This is a genomic window from Nocardiopsis suaedae (genome assembly GCF_027706745.1).
GTDB classification, from domain to species: Bacteria; Actinomycetota; Actinomycetes; order Streptosporangiales; family Streptosporangiaceae; genus Nocardiopsis_A; species Nocardiopsis_A suaedae.
Genome location: NZ_JAQFWP010000044.1, coordinates 1 through 18,767 on the forward strand (window position 1 = coordinate 1; position 18,767 = coordinate 18,767).

Annotated in this window: 18 protein-coding genes and 1 pseudogene; 12 read left to right on the forward strand and 7 right to left on the reverse strand. The window is 73.7% G+C overall.

The genetic code is table 11. The features are described 5' to 3' along the window. Both O4U47_RS20700 and O4U47_RS20705 read right to left on the reverse strand, forming a co-directional pair. Positions 1–566: pseudogene (locus tag O4U47_RS20700) on the reverse strand (HNH endonuclease); the annotation flags it as partial. 596 nt (positions 567–1,162) lie between these two features. Continuing rightward, the gene (locus tag O4U47_RS20705; RefSeq protein ID WP_270679572.1) at positions 1,163–1,483 is read right to left on the reverse strand and encodes a DUF6221 family protein; all 321 of its coding nucleotides are present in this window, start codon (positions 1,481–1,483) and stop codon (positions 1,163–1,165) included. Between the two features lie 162 nt (positions 1,484–1,645). Here O4U47_RS20705 and O4U47_RS20710 point away from each other — a divergent pair, with 162 nt between their 5' ends. Next, the gene (locus O4U47_RS20710) at positions 1,646–2,341 is read left to right on the forward strand and encodes a PhzF family phenazine biosynthesis protein (RefSeq protein WP_270679573.1); all 696 of its coding nucleotides are present in this window, start codon (positions 1,646–1,648) and stop codon (positions 2,339–2,341) included. Positions 2,342–2,414: 73 nt separating this feature from the next. Here O4U47_RS20710 and O4U47_RS20715 read toward each other — a convergent pair whose 3' ends face one another. From O4U47_RS20715 to O4U47_RS20730, 4 genes are all read right to left on the reverse strand, one after another. After that, on the reverse strand, positions 2,415–3,800 hold the full coding sequence (locus tag O4U47_RS20715) for a dihydrolipoamide acetyltransferase family protein (protein ID WP_270679574.1): 1,386 nt from the start codon (positions 3,798–3,800) through the stop codon (positions 2,415–2,417). 20 nt (positions 3,801–3,820) lie between these two features. Beyond that, a complete protein-coding gene (locus tag O4U47_RS20720; RefSeq protein WP_270679575.1) occupies positions 3,821–4,801 on the reverse strand; it encodes an alpha-ketoacid dehydrogenase subunit beta in 981 nt (326 codons plus the stop codon). A gap of 3 nt (positions 4,802–4,804) precedes the next feature. Continuing rightward, a complete protein-coding gene (pdhA, locus tag O4U47_RS20725) occupies positions 4,805–5,920 on the reverse strand; it encodes a pyruvate dehydrogenase (acetyl-transferring) E1 component subunit alpha (RefSeq protein WP_270679576.1) in 1,116 nt (371 codons plus the stop codon). 433 nt (positions 5,921–6,353) lie between these two features. After that, the gene (locus tag O4U47_RS20730) at positions 6,354–6,959 is read right to left on the reverse strand and encodes a sigma-70 family RNA polymerase sigma factor (protein ID WP_270679577.1); all 606 of its coding nucleotides are present in this window, start codon (positions 6,957–6,959) and stop codon (positions 6,354–6,356) included. 265 nt (positions 6,960–7,224) lie between these two features. Here O4U47_RS20730 and purS point away from each other — a divergent pair, with 265 nt between their 5' ends. The 6 genes from purS to O4U47_RS20760 all read left to right on the forward strand — a co-directional run bounded on the left by purS (position 7,225) and on the right by O4U47_RS20760 (position 12,102). Next, entirely contained in the window at positions 7,225–7,470 is a 246-nt protein-coding gene (purS, locus tag O4U47_RS20735) for a phosphoribosylformylglycinamidine synthase subunit PurS (protein ID WP_270679578.1), read from the forward strand. A 115-nt stretch (positions 7,471–7,585) separates the two neighbouring features. Further along, positions 7,586–8,029: an ATP-binding protein gene (locus O4U47_RS20740; protein WP_270679579.1), complete on the forward strand. Its 444-nt coding sequence runs from the start codon at positions 7,586–7,588 to the stop codon at positions 8,027–8,029. A 111-nt stretch (positions 8,030–8,140) separates the two neighbouring features. Further along, positions 8,141–8,848 (forward strand): phosphoribosylformylglycinamidine synthase subunit PurQ, encoded by a 708-nt coding sequence (gene purQ, locus O4U47_RS20745; RefSeq protein WP_270679580.1) that lies wholly within the window; start codon positions 8,141–8,143, stop codon positions 8,846–8,848. Positions 8,849–8,897: 49 nt separating this feature from the next. Next, positions 8,898–9,371, forward strand: coding sequence for a hypothetical protein (locus tag O4U47_RS20750; RefSeq protein ID WP_270679581.1), 474 nt, complete (start codon positions 8,898–8,900; stop codon positions 9,369–9,371). Positions 9,372–9,453: 82 nt separating this feature from the next. After that, complete coding sequence (purL, locus tag O4U47_RS20755) at positions 9,454–11,763, forward strand: phosphoribosylformylglycinamidine synthase subunit PurL (protein ID WP_270679582.1); 2,310 nt, start codon at positions 9,454–9,456, stop codon at positions 11,761–11,763. Between the two features lie 66 nt (positions 11,764–11,829). Next, positions 11,830–12,102, forward strand: a complete 273-nt coding sequence (locus O4U47_RS20760; protein ID WP_270679617.1) for a hypothetical protein — start codon at positions 11,830–11,832, stop codon at positions 12,100–12,102. 25 nt (positions 12,103–12,127) lie between these two features. Here the strand turns inward: O4U47_RS20760 and O4U47_RS20765 are convergent, their stop codons facing one another. Further along, entirely contained in the window at positions 12,128–13,138 is a 1,011-nt protein-coding gene (locus tag O4U47_RS20765) for a CPBP family intramembrane glutamic endopeptidase (protein ID WP_270679583.1), read from the reverse strand. Between the two features lie 467 nt (positions 13,139–13,605). Here O4U47_RS20765 and O4U47_RS20770 point away from each other — a divergent pair, with 467 nt between their 5' ends. The 5 genes from O4U47_RS20770 (at position 13,606) to O4U47_RS20790 (ending at position 18,760) form a co-directional block, all read left to right on the forward strand. After that, positions 13,606–15,039 (forward strand): hypothetical protein, encoded by a 1,434-nt coding sequence (locus O4U47_RS20770; RefSeq protein WP_270679584.1) that lies wholly within the window; start codon positions 13,606–13,608, stop codon positions 15,037–15,039. Between the two features lie 171 nt (positions 15,040–15,210). Further along, positions 15,211–15,984, forward strand: coding sequence for a hypothetical protein (locus tag O4U47_RS20775; RefSeq protein WP_270679585.1), 774 nt, complete (start codon positions 15,211–15,213; stop codon positions 15,982–15,984). A 127-nt stretch (positions 15,985–16,111) separates the two neighbouring features. Continuing rightward, positions 16,112–16,408 (forward strand): hypothetical protein, encoded by a 297-nt coding sequence (locus O4U47_RS20780; RefSeq protein WP_270679586.1) that lies wholly within the window; start codon positions 16,112–16,114, stop codon positions 16,406–16,408. Positions 16,409–16,774: 366 nt separating this feature from the next. Beyond that, complete coding sequence (locus tag O4U47_RS20785; protein WP_270679587.1) at positions 16,775–18,409, forward strand: outer membrane protein assembly factor BamB family protein; 1,635 nt, start codon at positions 16,775–16,777, stop codon at positions 18,407–18,409. Between the two features lie 51 nt (positions 18,410–18,460). Beyond that, entirely contained in the window at positions 18,461–18,760 is a 300-nt protein-coding gene (locus O4U47_RS20790) for a hypothetical protein (protein WP_270679588.1), read from the forward strand. Positions 18,761–18,767 lie beyond the last annotated feature (7 nt).

The following is an 18,767-nucleotide window of genomic DNA, read 5'->3' on the forward strand; positions in this document are numbered from 1 at the left end:
CCCGGGTCGAGGCGCTGGGGCAGGTGGTTGCCGATGCGCTTGAGGGCGCGGTCGGTGGCACCCTCCTGGGCGGCGGTGACCATGATGTGCTCGGCCTTGGACCGGTAATCGGCCGCGTCCGGGTGCAGTTCGGTGCACCGTCCCGCCACGGCCTTCTCGGACAGGTCCATGATCTGGGCGAGGTGGGCGAAGCCGATCCGCCCCTCCTCGGCCGCCGCGACGGCCTCGGGGTAGTCGTCCAGGTGGTCGGCCACGGTGGTGATCGCTTTGGCCTGGGCGGCCGAGCGGCCGTGCTCGCGCAGGAGCCCGGCCACGGTGGTGTTCCCGGATCCGGCCAGGGCGCCGGTGTGGTTGATGCGGGCGGCCAGGCGGGCCAGGGCCAGGTCCAGCGGGCCGAGCCCGGCGGCCAGCACCGCCACGAGGTCGCCGAGCAGGTGCTGGGCCCCGGACGGGAGGTCCTCGGCAAGGGCCCCGTGGGCCTGGTCGAGCACACCGGCCAGGGCGGTCTGGATGCGCTGGGCGCGCGATCCGGGCGGGGGCCCGCTGGGGTGCTTCTCGCTTGCCATGCTCCCAACGTTAGAACAGGGGTACGACAGAACGGGGACGGATCTGGCCCCTGTGGGAAAACCACGGAACCCCAGGTCAGACCCGCCAAGATCATCTCCGGGCAGAGGTCTCGGGTGGCGGCGGGGGCGGGTGCCGCGCGCGGGCGCGCCTACCCGCCCCCGCCGGTCCAGCCCGGCCCATCCCCTCGCCCCTCCGGGGGCATCCCGGGTGGCGGAACCGACGCTTTGAGGCGGATCGGGTGGCGGATCCGCCACCCAGGACGGGCAGGCCGGAGTATTCATGCCCGGTATGCGCCACTCGTGCAGTCCCTCCTACTGCCTGCGCCCCGGCGGCCCAACGCCCGGCCGGGGCCCGTCAGCGGGGTACCGGCCGAGCCGCCGCCCACCCGCACCGCAAGGGACCCAGCGGACGGCAAGCAGGCCCGGGGAACCACCCCGTCCGCGCCGTCGCCGCCCTCCACCTCGCACCCCTGCGGCCCGCCGCCCGGCCAGGGCCCGTCAGCGGGGCACCAGCTCGTCCCGTCGTTGCCGTCCCTCCCCGGCGTGGGTGCCGGAGGCGCCTCCGTGTGACGAGCCTCTTGCGCCTCCTGGCCGCCTCACCTCCGGGGGACGTTCTCTCCCTGGGGAACCGCCCAGGTGCGGTCGAAGTCCGGGTGGCCCGCGTAGGCCGACGCCAGGTGCTCCAGCGCCTTCCGCCACGCGTGCAGCGCGCCCCACGAGTCGTCGCTCGCGGGCGCCCCCCGGCCTCCTATGGCGTCCACCCCCGACCGGTAGGCCCGCACGTACTCGTTCACGATGCGCCGTTTGGCCGCCACGTCCGCGCGGACGCGCCCGGGGCCGCCGGTGCCGGGGGAGGCGGCGTGCGCGGCCCTCTCGTCCTCGTCCAACCGTGCATAGAGGAACTCGACGATGGTCACGCGACCATGCTCCCTTCACCTGCGGCTGCGCCCTCACGCGTCGTATATCACCCGTGCGGGCGCCCAGGGAGGCCCTCGGCGCGGCCGGACACGGACACGCATCAACACCCCCATAACCGGACGAAGTTCCGCGCGCCCGAGTGGCGGTGGTTCAATCGTCCTGTGGACGACGACACCGCCGCAACCGGAGCCCCGACCGTACACGTCCTGCGCGTTTTCATCGGGCCCGACGGCGGCGGGGGCAACCCCCTGGGCGTCGTCCTCGACGGCCCCGCGCTCCCCGGGCGGGAGGCGCGCCAGGCCCTGGCGGCGCGGCTGGGCTTCAGCGAGACCGTGTTCGTCGACGACCCGGACACCGGCGCGGTCGACATCTACACGCCGGGCGTGCGCCTGCCCTTCGCCGGCCACCCCCTGGTGGGCACCGCCTGGCTGCTGCGCCGGTCCGGCCGCCCCGTGCGGGAGCTGCGCCCCGAGGCGGGCACCGTGCCCGTGCGGGAGGACGCCGACGGCACCGTGTGGATCCGCGCCCGGCCGGAATGGGCCGCCGGCCGCCGCACCGAGCGGTACCCCTCCGCCGGGGAGCTGGAGGCCCTTCCGGGGCCGCCCGAAGGCGACGGCTGGCTGTACGCGTGGGCCTGGATCGACGAAGGCCGGGGGCTGGTCCGCGCCCGCGGCTTCCCCCGCCGGGGCGACGTCGTCGAGGACGAGGCGACCGGGGCCGCCGCCCTGGTCCTCGCCGGTGAACAGGGCCGCCCCCTGGACATCCGCCAGGGCAGGGCCTCCCTCATCCGCACCCGCCCGGCCCCGGAGGGCACCATCGACATCGGCGGGGGTGTGGCCGACGGGGGCGCCCTCTGACGCCTCGGCCGGGTGGGCCCCGGCGGTGCGCCGTCGCGCCGCCGGGGCCCACCACCGTCCTCTGGGCCGGACCTCACCCCCAGGCCAGGGCGACGCCCTCGGGGTCCTCCAGCATCGCGCCGATGTCCCGCAGGACCTTGGAGCCGAGCTCGCCGTCGACCAGGCGGTGGTCGAAGGACAGGGACAGCGTCGTCACCTTCCGCAGCTTCAGCTTCCCCTTGTGCGCCCAGGGCATGTCGCGGATCTGGCCGAACGCCAGGATCGCCGCCTCGCCCGGGTTGAGGATGGGCGTGCCCGCGTCGACGCCGAAGACGCCGACGTTGGTGATGGTGATCGTCCCGCCGGTCATGTCCGCCGGGGACGTCCTGCCCGCCCGCGCCGTCTCGGTCAGCGCCTGCAGGTCCCGCGCCAGCTCGGGCAGCGGCTTGGCGTGCGCGTCCTTGACGTTGGGCACCACCAGGCCGCGCTCGGTCGCCGCCGCGATCCCCAGGTTCACGTACTTCTTGAGCACGATCTCCTGCGCCTGCTCGTCCCAGGAGGCGTTGACCTCCGGGTGCCGCCGGACCGCCGTCAGCAGCGCCCGCGCCACCAGCAGCAGCGGCGACACCTTGGTGTCGGCGAACTCGGGCCGCTCGCGCAGCCTCCGCACCGCCTTCATCATCCTGGTGACGTCCACCTGCAGGAACTCGGTGACGTGCGGGGCGGTGAACGCGCTGTCCACCATCGCCGCGGCGGTGCGCTTGCGCACCCCCTTGACCGGGATCCGCTCCTCCAGCGCCGACCGGTCCACCGCCGGGGCGGCGGGTGCCGCTGCCGGTGCCTCCGCCGGGGCGGCGGGGGCACCGGAGGCCGCGGGGGCGGGGCCCTCGGCGGCGCGCCGCACGTCCTCGCGGGTGACGAGGCCGCCCTCACCGGTGGGCTCCACCGTCCGAAGGTCCACGCCCAGGTCCTTGGCCAGCTTGCGCACGGGCGGCTTGGTCAGGACGGGGGCCACCGCCTCCTTCTCCCGTGCGGGCTCGGGGGCGGGCGGCTCCTCCACCGCCGTGGCGGGCCCGCTCCCGTTCGCGGCGGCCGCCGGACGGCGCCGCGGGCGCCGCTTGGTGGAGGCGGCCTTCTCGCCGTACCCGACGAGGGGCTTCTCCTTCTCCTCCCCGGCGTCCCCGGACGGGGACGCCGACTCCGCGGACCCGGCCGCCTCGCCGCCCCCGCTGCCGTCGTCCACCCGGATGATGGGGCTCCCGACCTCGACCGTGGCCCCGGCCTCGGCGAGCAGCTCGTGCACCGTGCCCGCGTACGGGCTGGGCAGCTCCACCGCGGCCTTGGCGGTCTCGATCTCGCAGATCATCTGGTTGACCTCGACCCGGTCACCGGGCCCGACGTACCACTGCAGGATCTCGGCGTCGACGAGGCCCTCGCCGACGTCGGGCAGCCGGAACTCCTGAATGCCACTGTGCGCCATGCTCTTCTCCGACTCCCTGCTCAGTACGCGAACGCGCGGTCGACCCCGTCCAGCACCCGGTCCAGGTCCGGCAGGTAGTGCTCCTCCAGCCGGGACTGCGGGTAGGGGGTGTCGAAGGCGGCGACCCGGACCACCGGGGACTCCAGGTGGTAGAAGCACTCCTCGGTGACGCGCGCGGCGATCTCGGCGCCGGGGCCGAGGCTGAGCGGCGCCTCGTGCGCGATGACCAGGCGGCCGGTGCGGCGCACCGACTCGGTCACCGTCGCGTAGTCGACCGGGCTGATCGAGCGCAGGTCGATGACCTCGATGGAGCGCTCCTCGTCGGCCTCCGCCGCCTGCAGGGCGGTCTTGACCATGGGGCCGTAGGCGAGCAGGGTGGCGTCGGTCCCCGGGCGGGCGATGCGGGCCCGCCCCATCGGCGCGGCGCTCTCCAGCGCCGCGTCGGTGTCGACTTCGGCCTTCTCGTAGTAGCGGCGCTTGGGCTCCAGGAAGACGACGGGGTCGTCGCTGCGGATGGCCTGCTGGATCATCCAGTAGGAGTCCACCGCGTTGGCGACGGTGACCACCCGCAGCCCGGCGGTGTGCGCGAAGTAGGCCTCGGGGGACTCGCTGTGGTGCTCCACCGCGCCGATGCCGCCGCCGTAGGGGATGCGCAGCACGACCGGCACGCTCACCTTGCCCGCCGACCGGCGGCGCAGCTTCGCGAGCTGGGTGAAGGTCTGGTTGGCGGCGGGGAAGAAGAACCCGTCGAACTGGATCTCGCACACCGGCCGGTACCCGCGCAGGGCCAGGCCGATGGCGGTGCCCACGATGCCGGACTCGGCCAGCGGGGTGTCGATGACCCGGTCGGCGCCGAAGTCCTTGTGCAGCTGGTCGGTCACCCGGAAGACGCCGCCCAGGCGGCCCACGTCCTCGCCCATGACCAGGACCTTGGGGTCGGCCTCCATGGCGCGGCGCAGCCCCGCGTTGATGGCCTTGCCGATGGTCAGGTTGGTGCTCATCGGTCAGCGACCCCCTTCGGCCCCGGCGTCCTCGAAGGACGCGAGGTAGTCGGCGAAGTCCGCCCGCTGGCGGTCGATGTGGACGTTGGGCTCGGCGTAGACCTCGTCGAAGATCTCCAGGGGCCCGGGGTCGGGCAGGGCGCGGCACTCGGCGCGCACCTGCTCGCCGATCCGGTCGGCCTCCTCGTCGACGCCCGCGAAGAACGCCTCGTCGGCCAGGCCCTGCTTCTCCAGGTAGGTCCGCAGCCGCAGGATGGGGTCCTTGCGCTTCCACTCCTCCAGCTCGGCGGAGGCCCGGTAGCGGGTGGGGTCGTCGTTGGTGGTGTGCGCGCCCATCCGGTAGGTGAACGCCTCGATGAGGGTGGGGCCGTTGCCCTCGCGGGCGTTCTGCAGCGCGGCCCGGGTCACCGCCAGGGTGGCGAGCACGTCGTTGCCGTCCACCCGGACGCCGGGGAAGCCGAAGCCGGACGCGCGCTTGTAGATCGGCACCCGCGACTGGCGGTCCAGCGGCTCGGAGATGGCCCACTGGTTGTTCTGGCAGAAGAACACCACCGGGGCGTTGTTCACGGCGGCGTAGTTGAAGGCCTCGTTGGTGTCGCCCTGGCTGGTGGCGCCGTCGCCGAAGTAGGCGATGACCGCCTCGCCGTCGTCGCCGAGGGCGCCGTCCCGCTGGACGCCCATGGCGTAGCCGGTGGCGTGCAGCGCCTGGCTGCCGATGACGATGGTGTAGAGCTGGAATCCGTGCTCGTCGGGGTCCCACCCGCCGTTGGTGACGCCCCGGAACATGCCGAGCAGTTCCCTGGGGGCGATGCCGCGGCACCAGGCGACGCCGTGCTCGCGGTAGGAGGGGAAGGCCATGTCGCCATCGCGCAGGGCGCGGCCGGAGCCGATCTGTGCGGCCTCCTGCCCCAGCAGCGACGCCCACAGGCCGAGTTCGCCCTGGCGCTGCAGGGCCACCGCCTCGGTGTCCACGCGGCGCACCAGCACCAGGTCGCGGTAGAGCGACCGGGCCTGGTCGGCGTCGACCTCCAGCGGGTAGTCGGGGTGCGTCACCAGCTCCCCGTCGGGTGTCAGGAGCTGGACGAGCTCCGGTTCGTCGTGCGCGGTGGTGTCCGACACCTGTCGCTCCTCGGGTACGTCGGGGCCGAGCCGCGTGGGTGGACGCCGCCGGCCGGTCCTCCGCCCGCTCACCCGGGGTAACGGGTCTGTCGGGCGGCCCTGGGCATATCGTGACAGACCTCACCGTGCCCAGCGCAAGCCCCGGCGCCACCTTTTCGGCTGCGGGCCCATGATCCCCCAGACCGGGAAAACCGCAACTACCAGGACTTCCTAGGAAGCACAAGGTCGTCCGAAGAAAAATTCGGACCACCGAGCACCCGCGTCCGCCGCCCGGCGTACCCCCGGAAAGCACACGGACGGCCGGCCCCCGGGGAGGAGGGACCGGCCACGAACACCGCGGATTCGGCTACTCACAGTGATGTTCCTGGGGGGCGACGGTCACCGGTGATCACCTGAGGTGAGCGTCGCGGGGGACGGAAAGAGCGCCGGCCGCTCAGGCGGCGGCGTGCGCCCCGCGCTCGCGGGCGTAACCGGCGAGCTGCTCGCGGAGCTGGCGCCGGGCGCGGTGCAGCCGCGACATGACCGTGCCGAGCGGCGTGCCCATGCGCGCGGCGACCTCCTTGTAGGAGAAGCCCTCCACGTCGACCAGGTAGACGACCAGGCGGAACTCCTCGGGGAGCGCGGCCAGCGCCGAGCGGATCCCGGAGTCGGGCATGTGGTCGAGCACCTCGGCCTCGGCGGACCGGGCGCCGGCGGAGGTGTGCGCCTCGGCGGCGGCCAGCTGCCAGTCCTTGATCTCGTCGGTGGAGTCCTGGCGCGGCTCGCGCTGCTTCTTGCGGTAGCCGTTGATGAAGGTGTTGGTCAGGATGCGGTACAGCCAGGCCCGGAGGTTGGTGCCGGCCTTGAACTGGTGGAAGTTGGCGAAGGCCTTGGCGAAGGTCTCCTGCACCAGGTCCTCGGCGTCGGCGGCGTTGCGGGTCATCCGCAGCGCCGTCGGGTAGAGCTGCTCCGCGTACGGGGTCACGGCCTCCGCGAAGTCGAGGGCCGTGTCCTGGTCCTCGGCCTGCGGGGCGGTGCGCTCGAGTTCGATGGTCGTCAAAACTCCCCCTCGGGACGACCGGGTGTCCGGTACCGATCGGTACCGAACTGTTAGACGCGCACACTAGCGCCGAATGATGACAACCATCCGGGTGATGCGCGTCACGGATCACGTATCGGCCTGGGAATCGGGAATTTCCGGCGCGGACCTTTACCTTCGGCTCCCGTCCGGGGCGCCCGCGGGGTCCCGCTACCCGTGCGATGCCGCAGGTACCGTACGCTTTCCCTGCTCCCTCGACTCCACTCCCAGACCAGCCGGAGGAACCGTGGCCCGCGTCATCGTCGACGTCATGCTCAAGCCCGAGATCCTGGACCCGCAGGGCCAGGCGGTCGTGGGGGCCTGCGGCCGCCTCGGCTTCTCCGGGATCGAGCAGGTCCGCCAGGGCAAGCGCTTCGAGGTGGAGGTCGAGGGCGAGGCCGACGAGGCCCGCCTGGAGGAGGTCCGCCGCCTGGCCGAGACGCTGCTCGCCAACCCGGTGATCGAGGACTTCGAACTGCGCGTCGCGGAGTAGGGTCCGAAAGCTCCCGATTCAGGGATGTCGGACCCGAACTGCCCGTTTCACCGCCGGGTCCGCGGGCAGCGGTGGGAGTAGCGCCACCGACAGCGGAGCACCCAGGACATCCGGCATGGACGTCGACATCTCCTTCGCCCTTCCGAGACGGACCTCCTCCGTTTCCGTGATGCGTGACCGGGTCGGCACCGTGCTGCGCACGGCCGGGATCGGCGGGGACCGGGCGTTCCGCCTGCTCACCGCCGCCTCCGAGGCGTGCGCCAACGCCGTCGAGCACGGAGAGCCCGCCCGCGAGTTCCAGGTGCGGGTGCAGGCCGACGCCCGCCGCTGCCGCATCGCCGTCAGCCACCGGGGCCGCGGGTTCGTGCCCGTGCCCCGTACGCCCGCGCCCGGAGCCGAATCCGGGCGCGGGCTCCTTCTCATGGACGGCCTCGTCTCCGACGTGCGGGTGAGCACCCCGCCGCCGGGGCGGCAGGGCCGCACCACCGTGCTGCTCACCGAGGACCTCGGCCCCTGGGGGCGGGACGCGCCCGGGCCCCGGCTACCGGTAACCTCGTGACGAGGGCGCGTCCCCGACGCGCCCCAGGTCCCGCCCGCCGCGCGGGCACCGGCCGGTCCGTTCGCCGCGCCGCGAGCCGCGGCGCCTCCACCGACTCATCGGAGAGTGCCCATGACAGCCCGTGTGGGCGTCGTCACCTTCCCCGGTTCCCTCGACGACCGGGACGCCGTGCGCGCCGTCCGGATCGCCGGCGCCGAGCCCGTGCCGCTGTGGCACGCCGACGCCGACCTCAAGGGGGTGGACGCGGTGGTGCTGCCCGGCGGCTTCTCCTACGGCGACTACCTGCGCTGCGGCGCCATCGCCCGGTTCGCCCCGGTGATGGGGGAGCTGGTGCCCGCCGCCCGCTCCGGCGCGCTGCCGGTCCTGGGGATCTGCAACGGCTTCCAGGTCCTGTGCGAGAGCGGCCTGCTGCCCGGCGCGCTCACCCGCAACCGGTCGCTCCACTTCATCAACCGTGAGCAGCGGCTGCGCGTGGAGTCCGCCGAAACGGCCTGGACCGGCCGCTACACCGCGGGCGAGGAGATCACCGTGGTGCTCAAGAGCGGCGAGGGCCGCTACACCGCCGACGCGGCCACCCTGGACGCGCTGGAGGGCGAGGGCCGGGTGGTGGTGCGCTACGCCGGGCAGGCCCCCAACGGCTCCGACCGGGACATCGCCGGGATCACCAACGGGCACGGCAACGTGGTGGGCCTCATGCCCCACCCCGAGCACGCCGTCGAGGCCCTGACCGGCCCGTCCGAGGACGGCCTGGGCTTCTTCACCTCCGTCCTGGCCCACCTGGCCGGGGCCGTGCCGGCCGGGGCCGACCGGTCGGGCTGAACAGGCTGACACGCGAACGCGAGGGGGCGGTCCTTCGATGATGGCGCTGATGCGGTCCCGGCGGACGATGGCCGTCATGGTCGGCCTGGTCATCGTCGCCATGGTGGCCACCGGCGCGGCGGGGCTGTTCAACGCGCTGAGCACGCCGCCGCCGCAGGAGGACCAGGCGCCCCCCGAGGACGCCCCCGCGATGGAGGCGCTCGGCGGCTCGCCCTCCACGGTCGGCTATGTCGACCTGGGCCAGCAGTGCCGATCCGGGCAGGGCGGGCAGCCCGGCGAGTGCTACCGCACCGTCGGCCTGCAGCCGGCCGAGGGCGAGGAGATCGAGGCCGAGGACGCCTTGGAGGACGTGCGCGGGCACCTGATCGACGACGGGTGGGAGCCGCTGGTCCCGCAGGGCACCGACCCCGAGGACGTGTCCGCCGAGGAGTTCGTGCTCTCCGACGGGTCCGTGATGGCCATGGCGAGCCCGGTCCCCGCGGACTCCTCGACCCCCGCGGCGGTGGTGCTCGCCCACTACTGACCGCCCCCGGCCGCCCCGGCCCGCCCACCGCAGCAGACCACCGCGCACCACGACCGCAGCGCACCGAACGGAAGATCTCCGCATGTCCCACACCCGCGCCATGGACACCGTGGCCAACGCCGAGACCACGCCGGACACCCCGCAGCCCTACGCCGAGCTGGGCATGGCCGACGACGAGTACGCGCGCGTCCGGGAGATCCTCGGCCGCCGCCCGACCGCGGCCGAACTGGCGATCTACTCGGTGATGTGGAGCGAGCACTGCTCCTACAAGAGCTCCCGGGTGCACCTGAAGAAGTTCGGGGAGATGGCCCCCGAGTCCGACGCCCTGCTGGTGGGCATGGGCGAGAACGCGGGCGTGGTGGACGTCGGCGAGGGCCGCGCCGTCACCTTCAAGATCGAATCGCACAACCACCCCTCGTATGTGGAGCCGCACCAGGGCGCGGCCACCGGTGTCGGCGGCATCGTGCGCGACATCCTCACCATGGGCGCGCGCCCGGTGGCGGTCATGGACGCGCTCCGGTTCGGCCCGGCCGACGCCCCCGACACCCGCCGGGTGCTGCCCGGGGTGGTCTCCGGCATCTCCTTCTACGGCAACTGCCTGGGGCTTCCCAACATCGGCGGCGAGCTGGGCTTCGGCCCCGGCTATGCGGCCAACCCGCTGGTGAACGCGCTGTGCGTGGGCGTCATGCGGCACGAGGACATCAAGCTGGCCCAGGCCCCCGGCCCCGGCAACAAGGTGGTGCTGTTCGGCGCCACCACCGGCCCCGACGGCATCGGCGGCGCCTCGGTGCTGGCCAGCGCCACCTTCGACGACGAGAGCGAGGCCAAGCGGCCCAGCGTGCAGGTCGGCGACCCGTTCCTGGAGAAGCTGCTCATCGAGTGCAGCCTGGAGCTGTTCGCCGAGGACCTGGTCGTCGGCATCCAGGACCTGGGCGCGGCCGGGGTGTCGTGCGCCACGACCGAGCTGGCCGCGGGCGGCACCGGGGGGATGCGCATCGAGCTGGACCGGGTGCCGCTGCGCGACTCCACGCTCAAGCCGGAAGAGATCCTGATGAGCGAGTCGCAGGAGCGCATGATGGCGGTCGTGGAGCCCGCCAAGCTGGAGGCGTTCCTGGCGGCCTGCGGCAAGTGGAACATCGAGGCCGCGGTGATCGGCGAGGTCACCGACGTGTCCGCGGACGAGGCCGAGCGCGGCGGGCGCCTGGTGATGACCTGGCACGGCGAGACCATCGTCGACCTGCCGCCGCGCACCGCTGCCGACGAGGGGCCGGTCTACCACCGCCCCTACGCGCGCCCCGCCGAGCAGGACGCGCTGCAGGCCGACACCCCGGACCGGCTGGACCGGCCCAAGGACGCCGAAGGGGTGCGCGAGCAGGTGCTGTCGGTGCTGGCGGCGCCCGGCGTGTGCGACCCGGCGTGGGTCACGCAGCAGTACGACTCCTACGTCATGGGCAACACCGTGCTCGGGGCGCCCGCCGACGGCGGCATGGTCCGCATCGCCGACGATTCCGACCGCGGCATCGCGCTGGCCACCGACGGCAACGGCCGTTTCACCCGGCTCGACCCCTACACCGGCGTCCGCGCCGCCTACGCCGAGGCCTACCGGAACGTGGCCGCCACAGGGGCGCGCCCGATCGCGGTGACCAACTGCCTGAACTACGGCTCGCCGGAGGACCCGGGGGTGATGTGGCAGTTCGCCGAGTCCACCCGCGGCCTGGCCGAGGCCTGCCGGGACATGGGCACCCCGGTCACCGGCGGCAACGTCAGCTTCTACAACCAGACCGGGGACCGCGCCATCGACCCGACGCCGGTGATCGGCGTGCTCGGGGTCATCGGGGACGTGCACGACCGGCTCACCTCGGCGTTCCGCGCCGCCGACGACGGCGCCGCGCTGTACCTGCTCGGCGAGACCCGCGACGAGCTGGGCGGCTCGGCCTGGGCGGGCACGGTCCACGGCCACCTGGGCGGGCTCCCGCCGCGGGTGGACCTGGAGGCCGAGCGGGCACTGGGCGAGGTGCTGGCCTCGGCCGCCGAGTACGGGGTGGCGGCGGCCGCGCACGACCTGTCCGACGGCGGGCTGGCGGTGGCGCTGGCCGAGTCGTCGATGCGCGGCGGCGCGGGCTGCTCGGTGCGCCTGGAGGGCGGCGTGCAGGACGCGTTCACCGCGCTGTTCAGCGAGTCCACGGCGCGGGCCGTGGTGGCGGTGCGTCCGGACGCCGAGGACGCCTTCCGTGAGCTGTGCGTGCGGCACGGGGTCCCGGCGTCGGCGATCGGCACGGTCGGCGGCGGGGCGCTTTCGGTCTCCTTCGACGGCGGCGGGTTCGAGATCCCCGTCGAGGAGCTGCGCACGGCGCACGCCTCCACGCTGCCGGAGATCTTCGACGCCGAATAGGCGGGCGTAGCCTGGGAGGCGGACCCGGTCCGCCCCCCAGGCGGCGCACGGCTTCGGAGGTGCATGATGACCGATGCGGGCATGGCGCACGGCGGGTACGGGCGGCGCGGCCGCCGCGGCCGGCTCAGGGGCGCCCTGGGCAGCCACGACCGGCCGGCGAGCGCCCTGGCGTTCCGGCTGGTCCTGGCCTGGTTCGGGGCGGCGGTGCTGCTCGCCGCGACGGTGCTCGCGGTGGTGTGGGCCCACCACACGCTGCTGGCGGTGGTGTTCGGCGCCGGGTTCCTGGGGGCCTGCCTCAACGTCTACTGGGTCCGGCAGCGCCTGCGCCACGAGCGCTGACCCGGACCCGTTCACCGCGGCGGCCTCACGACCGGGTGGCCACGTTCCTCCGCTTGGCCAGCGGGAGGACGACGGCCAGGAAGATGAGCAGCTCCACCCCCGGGCCGAGCATGATCTCCCAGGACACCGAGCCCTGGTCGAGCGGGGAGGCGGTCTCGCCCGCGGCCGCGGCCAGCAGGAAGCCGCCGACGTTGTGCACCACGTGCAGCCCGATCGCCGCCTCCAGGCCGCCGGTGCGGATGGTCACGTAGGCCAGGCACAGGCCGAAGAGGAACACCCAGGCCATGCCCCAGTCCCGGTAGCCGTGCAGGGACATGAAGACCAGCGAGCTGACGAGCGCCCCCGGCCAGGGGGTGCGCATGAAGGCGCCGAAGGCCTGCATCAGCCAGCCGCGGAAGACGTACTCCTCGGCGGCCGCCTGGAAGGGGATGAGGACCACGATCACCGCCGCCGCCGGGAGGAAGGCGCCCCACCCGGCCCAGTCGACCTCGAACTCGCCCAGGCCCTGGCCGGAGAGCAGGGAGTAGGTGAGCGACACCCCCCAGCTCACCAGCATGGCGCCGAGCGCGACCGCGGCGCACAGCGCCATCCAGCCCCACCGCAGCCTGCCGGCGACCGAGGAGGCCGAGCCCGCGGGGCGCCGCTGGACGAACCGGACGGCGAACAGCACCAGCGGGAGGGTCAGCGCCAGGCCGAGCGCCGTGGTCACCAGGGTGAGCAGGGGCATCTCGGTGAACAGGGCCTCGGGGTCGGTCATGTCCACGCCGGAGAAGGCGGCCACGATGCCCAGCACCATGCCGAGCCCCAGCACGAAGACGGCGCCGACGCCCAGGATGAACAGCGAGCCGACGACCGGCCGCCACCACCGGTTCCGGGCGGTGCGGGCGAGCAGGTGGTAGGGCTCCCCCTCGGGGACCGGGTCCACCGCGGGGGGAGGGGGCGCGACCGCGGCGGGGGCGCCGTAGGGGGGCGGCGGAAGCGGCCCGCCGGGCGGCGTCCCGCCGTCGCCCGGTCCCCGTTCCGTCGGCTCGTTCATGTTCCGTCCTTCCTTGTCGCTCCGCCGCGTCCAGGTTCCCGCCGTGTGGGGGGCGTCGGGTAGGCGCCGGTGTCACCGGCCGGACGTGACGGACCGCTGTGCGGCGGGGATGACATCCGTCATCCACTGCCGGAGATGTTCCACGCTCATAGGAGAGGACGGCCCCGCCGCGCAACGGGTTCCGCAGTTCGGACACTCCGGCCGGAATCGGACAGGCGCCGGTGTGGCCCCCCTGTGCTGTCGATCTCGGGAAAAGCGCCCCTAAGAGTGGGCCGGTAGCGTCGTTTCTCCCGAGATCAACGCGGAGCACCTGTCCGCGCACGCGGCTGCGAGCAGCTCCACCTGGACTCGGGGACCGACCGCCACCCCGCGCACCGCTTCTCCCTCTCTTCGGGCATGGTCATTCCCGCCTTCCACTTCACCGGGCTCCTGGACGCCTGACGAGCACCCTCTGGAATCCTTGGGGAATGGCTCCCTCCCCCGCCCAGGGAAACACGCACCGGGTCGAGATCCGCGGCGGCCGCAGCGGCACCGTCCCGTTCCTCCTTCTGACGGCGGTCGTCGCCGCGATCGTCTGCGGCCTGTACTACGGCACGGCCGCCACGCTGCGCCTCCAGGGAGTCGCCGCGCTGTGGCAGGACGGCTACCTGTTCCACCGCGTCCTGGTCCTCGCGGTGACCGCCGGGCTGGTCTACGCCGCCTACCGGGTGCCGTACCGCCACACCTACCTGGAAGTCGAGGTCCTTCCCACCGGACTCGCGATCACCGAGCGGCGGCGCTGGTGGGCGCCGGGCGGCCGCGCCGTCCTCGCCTGGGACGACGTCCATGCGGTCAGCGCGCGCACGGTGAACTACCGCAAGGGCTCGGAAGGCGGCACCGTGCGGCGCCCGGTGCTGGACGTCTATCTCCGCCGCAAGGTCTCCGGGTTGCCGAACGCGGCACGCCCCAAGCGCGTCCCCGACGACGAGATCGACGTGGAGGACGTGACCGCCCCCGCGTTCCGGGTCCGCCTCGGCGGCGACAGGAAGGAGTACGCGGAGGCCGTCCGGAAGATCGCCCCGATGCTGGGCGCGGTGCGGCCCGGCATCTTTCCCCAGGGACTCCGCGCCGAGCAGTGGTTCGTGCCTCCCGCCGCCGACCGGCCGCCGGAGGCCCACACCGAGGAGGCCGACCGTCCGGTGACCGGTCCCCCGGTCACCGTCGACTACCGGGCCTCCGTGCTGTCGCAGCTGGGCGTCGTCGCGCTGTCGGCGGCCGTGGTCGCCGGGAGCGGGTATCTGATGTCCAACCCGTTCGGGTGGGGGACCCTGGCGGCCGGCCTGCTCGCGCTGGTCCTGGTCGTCCCGTGCATCGGCTGCGCCCTGCTGTTCGGGGCCGCGCTGTGGACGCTCCCCCGGTCCACCGCGCCCCTCGCGGTCCGCGTCGGCGAGGGCGGCCTGGAGTTCGTCCGGAAGAAGCCGATGCACTTGCGGGCCACGGTGACGACCGCCATCGAGTGGGAACGCGTCCAGGCGATCATCACGCGCGACCGCTCCGACCGGAACTCGGTCCGGGAGGACCTCAAGACCGAGGTCGTCGACGTCTTCCTGCGGGGCGGCGACCCGCTGTCGGGGTGGGGCGTTCCCGGGACCGGCCTCAAGCTGACCTGTGGACGGCAGGAGAGGCCGGATTCGACCGCAGTGGCGGAGCGGGTCGCCTTCCCCGCGTACCGGCTGCGGATGCTCTCCCCTGCCGGACCTTCGCAGAGCGGTCCGCCGCTGCGCGACGCGCTCCTGGGGAACGGCCCCCGCCCCGACAAGGTCCCGGCGACGAGCCTCCGCGCCGCGCTGTACGCCTTCCGCCCCGACCTGTGCCACGGGTTCGGCGACCTGTGGAGCGGGGAGGGGCGTTCGGCCCGGTAGGGCCCCGACCGGGGGCCGACGTCCCGCACCGCCTCCGTTCTGCGCCTTTCGACGGTGGTCGAAAACCGTTGTCCCGGGGCCGTGCCCATTGGGAACCTTCTTGGCGGTGCGCCCGGAGGTGCCGCGCCGCCGACGGAGTACACGACCGGGAAGGACCCGATGCACGGCCCCATGCCCTTCAGCCCCCGCCACGCACCTCCGCAGAGCGTGCCTTTCGGGCGGGCCAAGCCGCGGCGCGTCGGCATCGCCGCCTTCTCCCTCATGTACACGTTGGGGATCGGGAGCATGCTCGTGACCGCGGCGTCCGACGACCCCGGCGCCAAGGCGGCGCTGGCCGCTCCTTGGCAGGCGCCGCTCCCCGCGGCGCTCGCGCTCGTCTGCCTGGCGCTCCTCGGGGCCGGCCTGCTGGTGGGGCTCGTGGCGGCCCTTCCGAGCATGCTGGCGCGCTGCTCCGTCTCCGTCGGCCCCTTCGGGGTGGAGATCACCGAGCACACGAAGCTGTGGCGGCGCGGCCGCACCACCCGGGTGCCGTGGGAGGCGGTCCGCCTCGCCGTGTCCCGTGAAGCCCCTTTCCGCGCGGGCCGGTACACCACCGTCATGCGCCCCGTCTTCGAACTCTTCCTCGACCGCCCCTTCGAGAACCTTCCGGACTTCGCCGCCTTCCGGGAGGCCGGGGCCGGGGATTCGCGCGACGCCTATGGCCGCCCCGTGGCCCCCTACCTGCTGCGCATCGGAGCCACCGCGGCGTCCCGGGCGGAGGGGGTGCGGTACGTCGCCGACCTCGCGGCCCACCACCGCCAGGACCTGTTCCACCCGGCCCCGGGGACGGCCGTGGGCGAGTCGGACCTGTGGCTGGTCAAGGGATGGATCGTCGAGGCGTCGGCCCTCGCGGGCGTTCTGCTCGCCGGCATGGTCGCGACCGGCGTCTTCCAAGCGGCGGCGTGACGACCCGTGCCGGTGCGCCCGCGCGCGGTCGGCGCCACGGGAACCGAAACACCGGATATTCGGTCACATAGAGGATGAATCACCACGGGTCCGGCACACGGCCCGCCCACACCGAGGAGAACACCCCATGATCACGGCCGCCCGTGTCATCCTGCACATCCTTCAGGCCATCTGCCTGGGATTCGCCGTCATCGGCACCATCGCCATCATCGTCGCCAGTGACGACCCGGGCCCCAACGACCACCTGATGATCGGGTCGTTCACCATGTTCGGCCTCCTCGCGATCGCCTTCTCGCCCACCCTGTGGTCGATCCCGCCCGTCGAGCGGAAGGGCGGGCGGAACGCCCTCGCCCCGCAGGCCCCGGCACAGCAGCACTACAACGCCCCCGTGCCGCCGCAGGGCCCCTACCGCGGCCAGGGGTGACCCCCGCGCGCCCCCGCGTGCGCCGCCTGCCCGCCGGTCTTCCAGGGCGTTTCCATGATCGTCGAAACACCTTGCCGCGCCCCGAGCGTCTGCGGGCATCATGGGTCCGCACCGAGGACGCCTCCGCCGTCCATCCCCTCCTCTCCGCACGGCGGAGGCGCCCCTCGGTCCACCGCGCCGGCGTGCCGATCGATCCCCCCAGATCCGGTGCGCTCCCGGACGGCCGGGGGCCGCTCGCCCCCGGCCGTCACCCCGACATGGGCGCCGGCGCCGTGCTCACCGGAACCGCCCAGCGCACAGTCGCGTCAGACCTCCGCACGGGCGCCTCCCCAGCGCTCCTCGAATCTCCCGGAAGAGCACATCCCCATGGCCGACGAGGATCGGATCAAGAAGCTCGCGCGCGAAGCGCGGCGCAATGCCCGTAAGAACGCCGGCGGCGGCAGCGGGGGCGGTTCGAACATCCCCCGCGACGAATGGGGCGTCCCCCTCGACCCCAAGCACGTCCGCTCGGGCCTCTACGCGCGCGAATCCCGCCTGGCCCGCATGGGCGAGGGGCCCAAACGCAAGGACTTCAAGCGCCTCTTCACCCTCAAGCGCCTCCCTTTCCTGGCCGCCGGGCTCGCGGCGTCGGTGTTCGTCTCCTACTACTGGGGGAGCCAGAACATCACGGCGATCTTCGACCCGCCCATGAAGACCGAGGGGGAGTCCACGGCCGCCGTCCCCGTCTGGGAGGCCCCGGCGGACGACGTCCACCGGCCGGGCGGGGCGACCACCGACTTCGACGAGGTCTTCGCCCTGTGGCCGGGCGGCGGCGGTGCCGTGCGCGCCGACCGGGCGGGCGTGACCGCCTACGGCGTCGAGGACGGCTCCGCCTCCTGGCGCTTCACCGAGGGCGAGGGGCTGTGCGCCGCCGCCCAGGACCCCGCCGGGGAGGACGGCGGCTTGGCGCTGGTGATCGTCGAGCGCGAGGGCGGCGCCGGGGACGACGGCGCGCTGTGCGACACCCTGGTGGCGCTCGACCTGGACACCGGCGAGGAGCGGTGGCGCTGGGAGGTGCCCGAGCTGAACGAGGCCGAAGGCATCCCCGGCCGGGACGTGCACGTGTGGGCCGACGGTCCGAGGGCGCTGGCCGCCTGGGGGCCGCTGCTGGTCGGGGTGGACGCCGCCGACGGTGAGACGCTGTGGGCCGAGACCGGGATCGAGGGGCCCGGCGAGGACTGCGTCTCGCACGGCAACGACGTGATGACCGAAGGCGGGAGCGCGGCGGTCGCGGGGAGCTGCGAGACCTCTGACGGCACGAGCGCACCGTTCGCCGCCCGGCTGGACACCGCGACCGGGGAGGTGTCCGGGGTGCGGGCCTTCCCCACGGACATGAACATCGACTTCCTGAGCTCGGTCAGCGTCGTCAGCACGGACCCCTTGGCCGTGGTGCACGCGTCGCTGTCGTCGGAGCTGTCGTCGCTGCTGTCGGACGGGGACGGAGACGAGGAGCCGACCATCGGCTCGGAACTGCTGATCGCCGACGGCGAGGACGGGTGGAAGCGGATCGACGCCACCCAGGAGTCCGGCTACGGGGCGGCCAGCGAGGAGTGGCGGCTGGGCGACTCCGAGACGGCGCTGGCCTCCCACGACGGGGTGCTGTACGCGTCCCCGGGGAACTGGTCGGCCGACGAGCGGATGGTCGCGATCGATCTGGAGGCCGGGGAGATCCTGTGGAACCGGCGCGTCGACGAGCACGCGGTGCAGGTGGTCGGCGCGGACGACCGGGGCGTGCTGGCGGTGGCCGAATACGGCGACAGCACGGAAGAGGAGACCCGCGTGCTGCGGCTGCCCCTCGACGGGGAGGGCCGCGCCCGGGTGCTCGCCACGGGCCTGCCCGAGCAGTCCTACAACGCCGCGGGCGCCGTGCACGCCGTGGAGATCGACGGCGGGTTCGCGGTGGGCGCGCCGACCGACCCCTACGACGACGGACCGGTGGTCCCCCTGACCGCGGCCCGGTGAGGCCGGCGGGAACCGATCACGAAGGAACGAAGGAACGAAGGAACGACGGACATGAACATCGCCCTGCGCATCATCCTGCACGCACTGCAGGTCGTCTGCCTGCTCATCGCCGCGTTCGGGGGCATCGCCATGCTGGTGTTCGCCACCAGCGGCGAGGAGATGGTGAACGAGGACCTGCTCATATCGAACACGTTCATCATCTTCGCGCTGCTGGGGGGCGCGTTCGCGCCGTCGAAGTGGACGCTGAAGCGCCAGAGCACGGAGAAGGCGGCCCCGGCTCCGGTCCAGGCCCCCGCCCCGCATCAGCCGGGCCCGTACCCGCCCCACCCGGGGCAGCACGCGGGACGGTAGCGGACGA

Excerpts from the sequence above, each read along its gene's own strand:
- O4U47_RS20790 (WP_270679588.1), top strand. The coding sequence starts at position 18,461 with ATGAACATCGCCCTGCGCATCATCCTGCACGCACTGCAGGTCGTCTGC.
- purL (WP_270679582.1), top strand. The coding sequence starts at position 9,454 with ATGTCCCACACCCGCGCCATGGACACCGTGGCCAACGCCGAGACCACG.
- purQ (WP_270679580.1), top strand. The coding sequence starts at position 8,141 with ATGACAGCCCGTGTGGGCGTCGTCACCTTCCCCGGTTCCCTCGACGAC.
- O4U47_RS20750 (WP_270679581.1), top strand. The coding sequence starts at position 8,898 with ATGCGGTCCCGGCGGACGATGGCCGTCATGGTCGGCCTGGTCATCGTC.
- O4U47_RS20765 (WP_270679583.1), bottom strand. The coding sequence starts at position 13,138 with ATGAACGAGCCGACGGAACGGGGACCGGGCGACGGCGGGACGCCGCCC.
- O4U47_RS20770 (WP_270679584.1), top strand. The coding sequence starts at position 13,606 with ATGGCTCCCTCCCCCGCCCAGGGAAACACGCACCGGGTCGAGATCCGC.
- O4U47_RS20775 (WP_270679585.1), top strand. The coding sequence starts at position 15,211 with ATGCCCTTCAGCCCCCGCCACGCACCTCCGCAGAGCGTGCCTTTCGGG.
- O4U47_RS20740 (WP_270679579.1), top strand. The coding sequence starts at position 7,586 with ATGGACGTCGACATCTCCTTCGCCCTTCCGAGACGGACCTCCTCCGTT.
- O4U47_RS20720 (WP_270679575.1), bottom strand. The coding sequence starts at position 4,801 with ATGAGCACCAACCTGACCATCGGCAAGGCCATCAACGCGGGGCTGCGC.
- O4U47_RS20760 (WP_270679617.1), top strand. The coding sequence starts at position 11,830 with ATGACCGATGCGGGCATGGCGCACGGCGGGTACGGGCGGCGCGGCCGC.
- O4U47_RS20780 (WP_270679586.1), top strand. The coding sequence starts at position 16,112 with ATGATCACGGCCGCCCGTGTCATCCTGCACATCCTTCAGGCCATCTGC.
- O4U47_RS20715 (WP_270679574.1), bottom strand. The coding sequence starts at position 3,800 with ATGGCGCACAGTGGCATTCAGGAGTTCCGGCTGCCCGACGTCGGCGAG.
- O4U47_RS20785 (WP_270679587.1), top strand. The coding sequence starts at position 16,775 with ATGGCCGACGAGGATCGGATCAAGAAGCTCGCGCGCGAAGCGCGGCGC.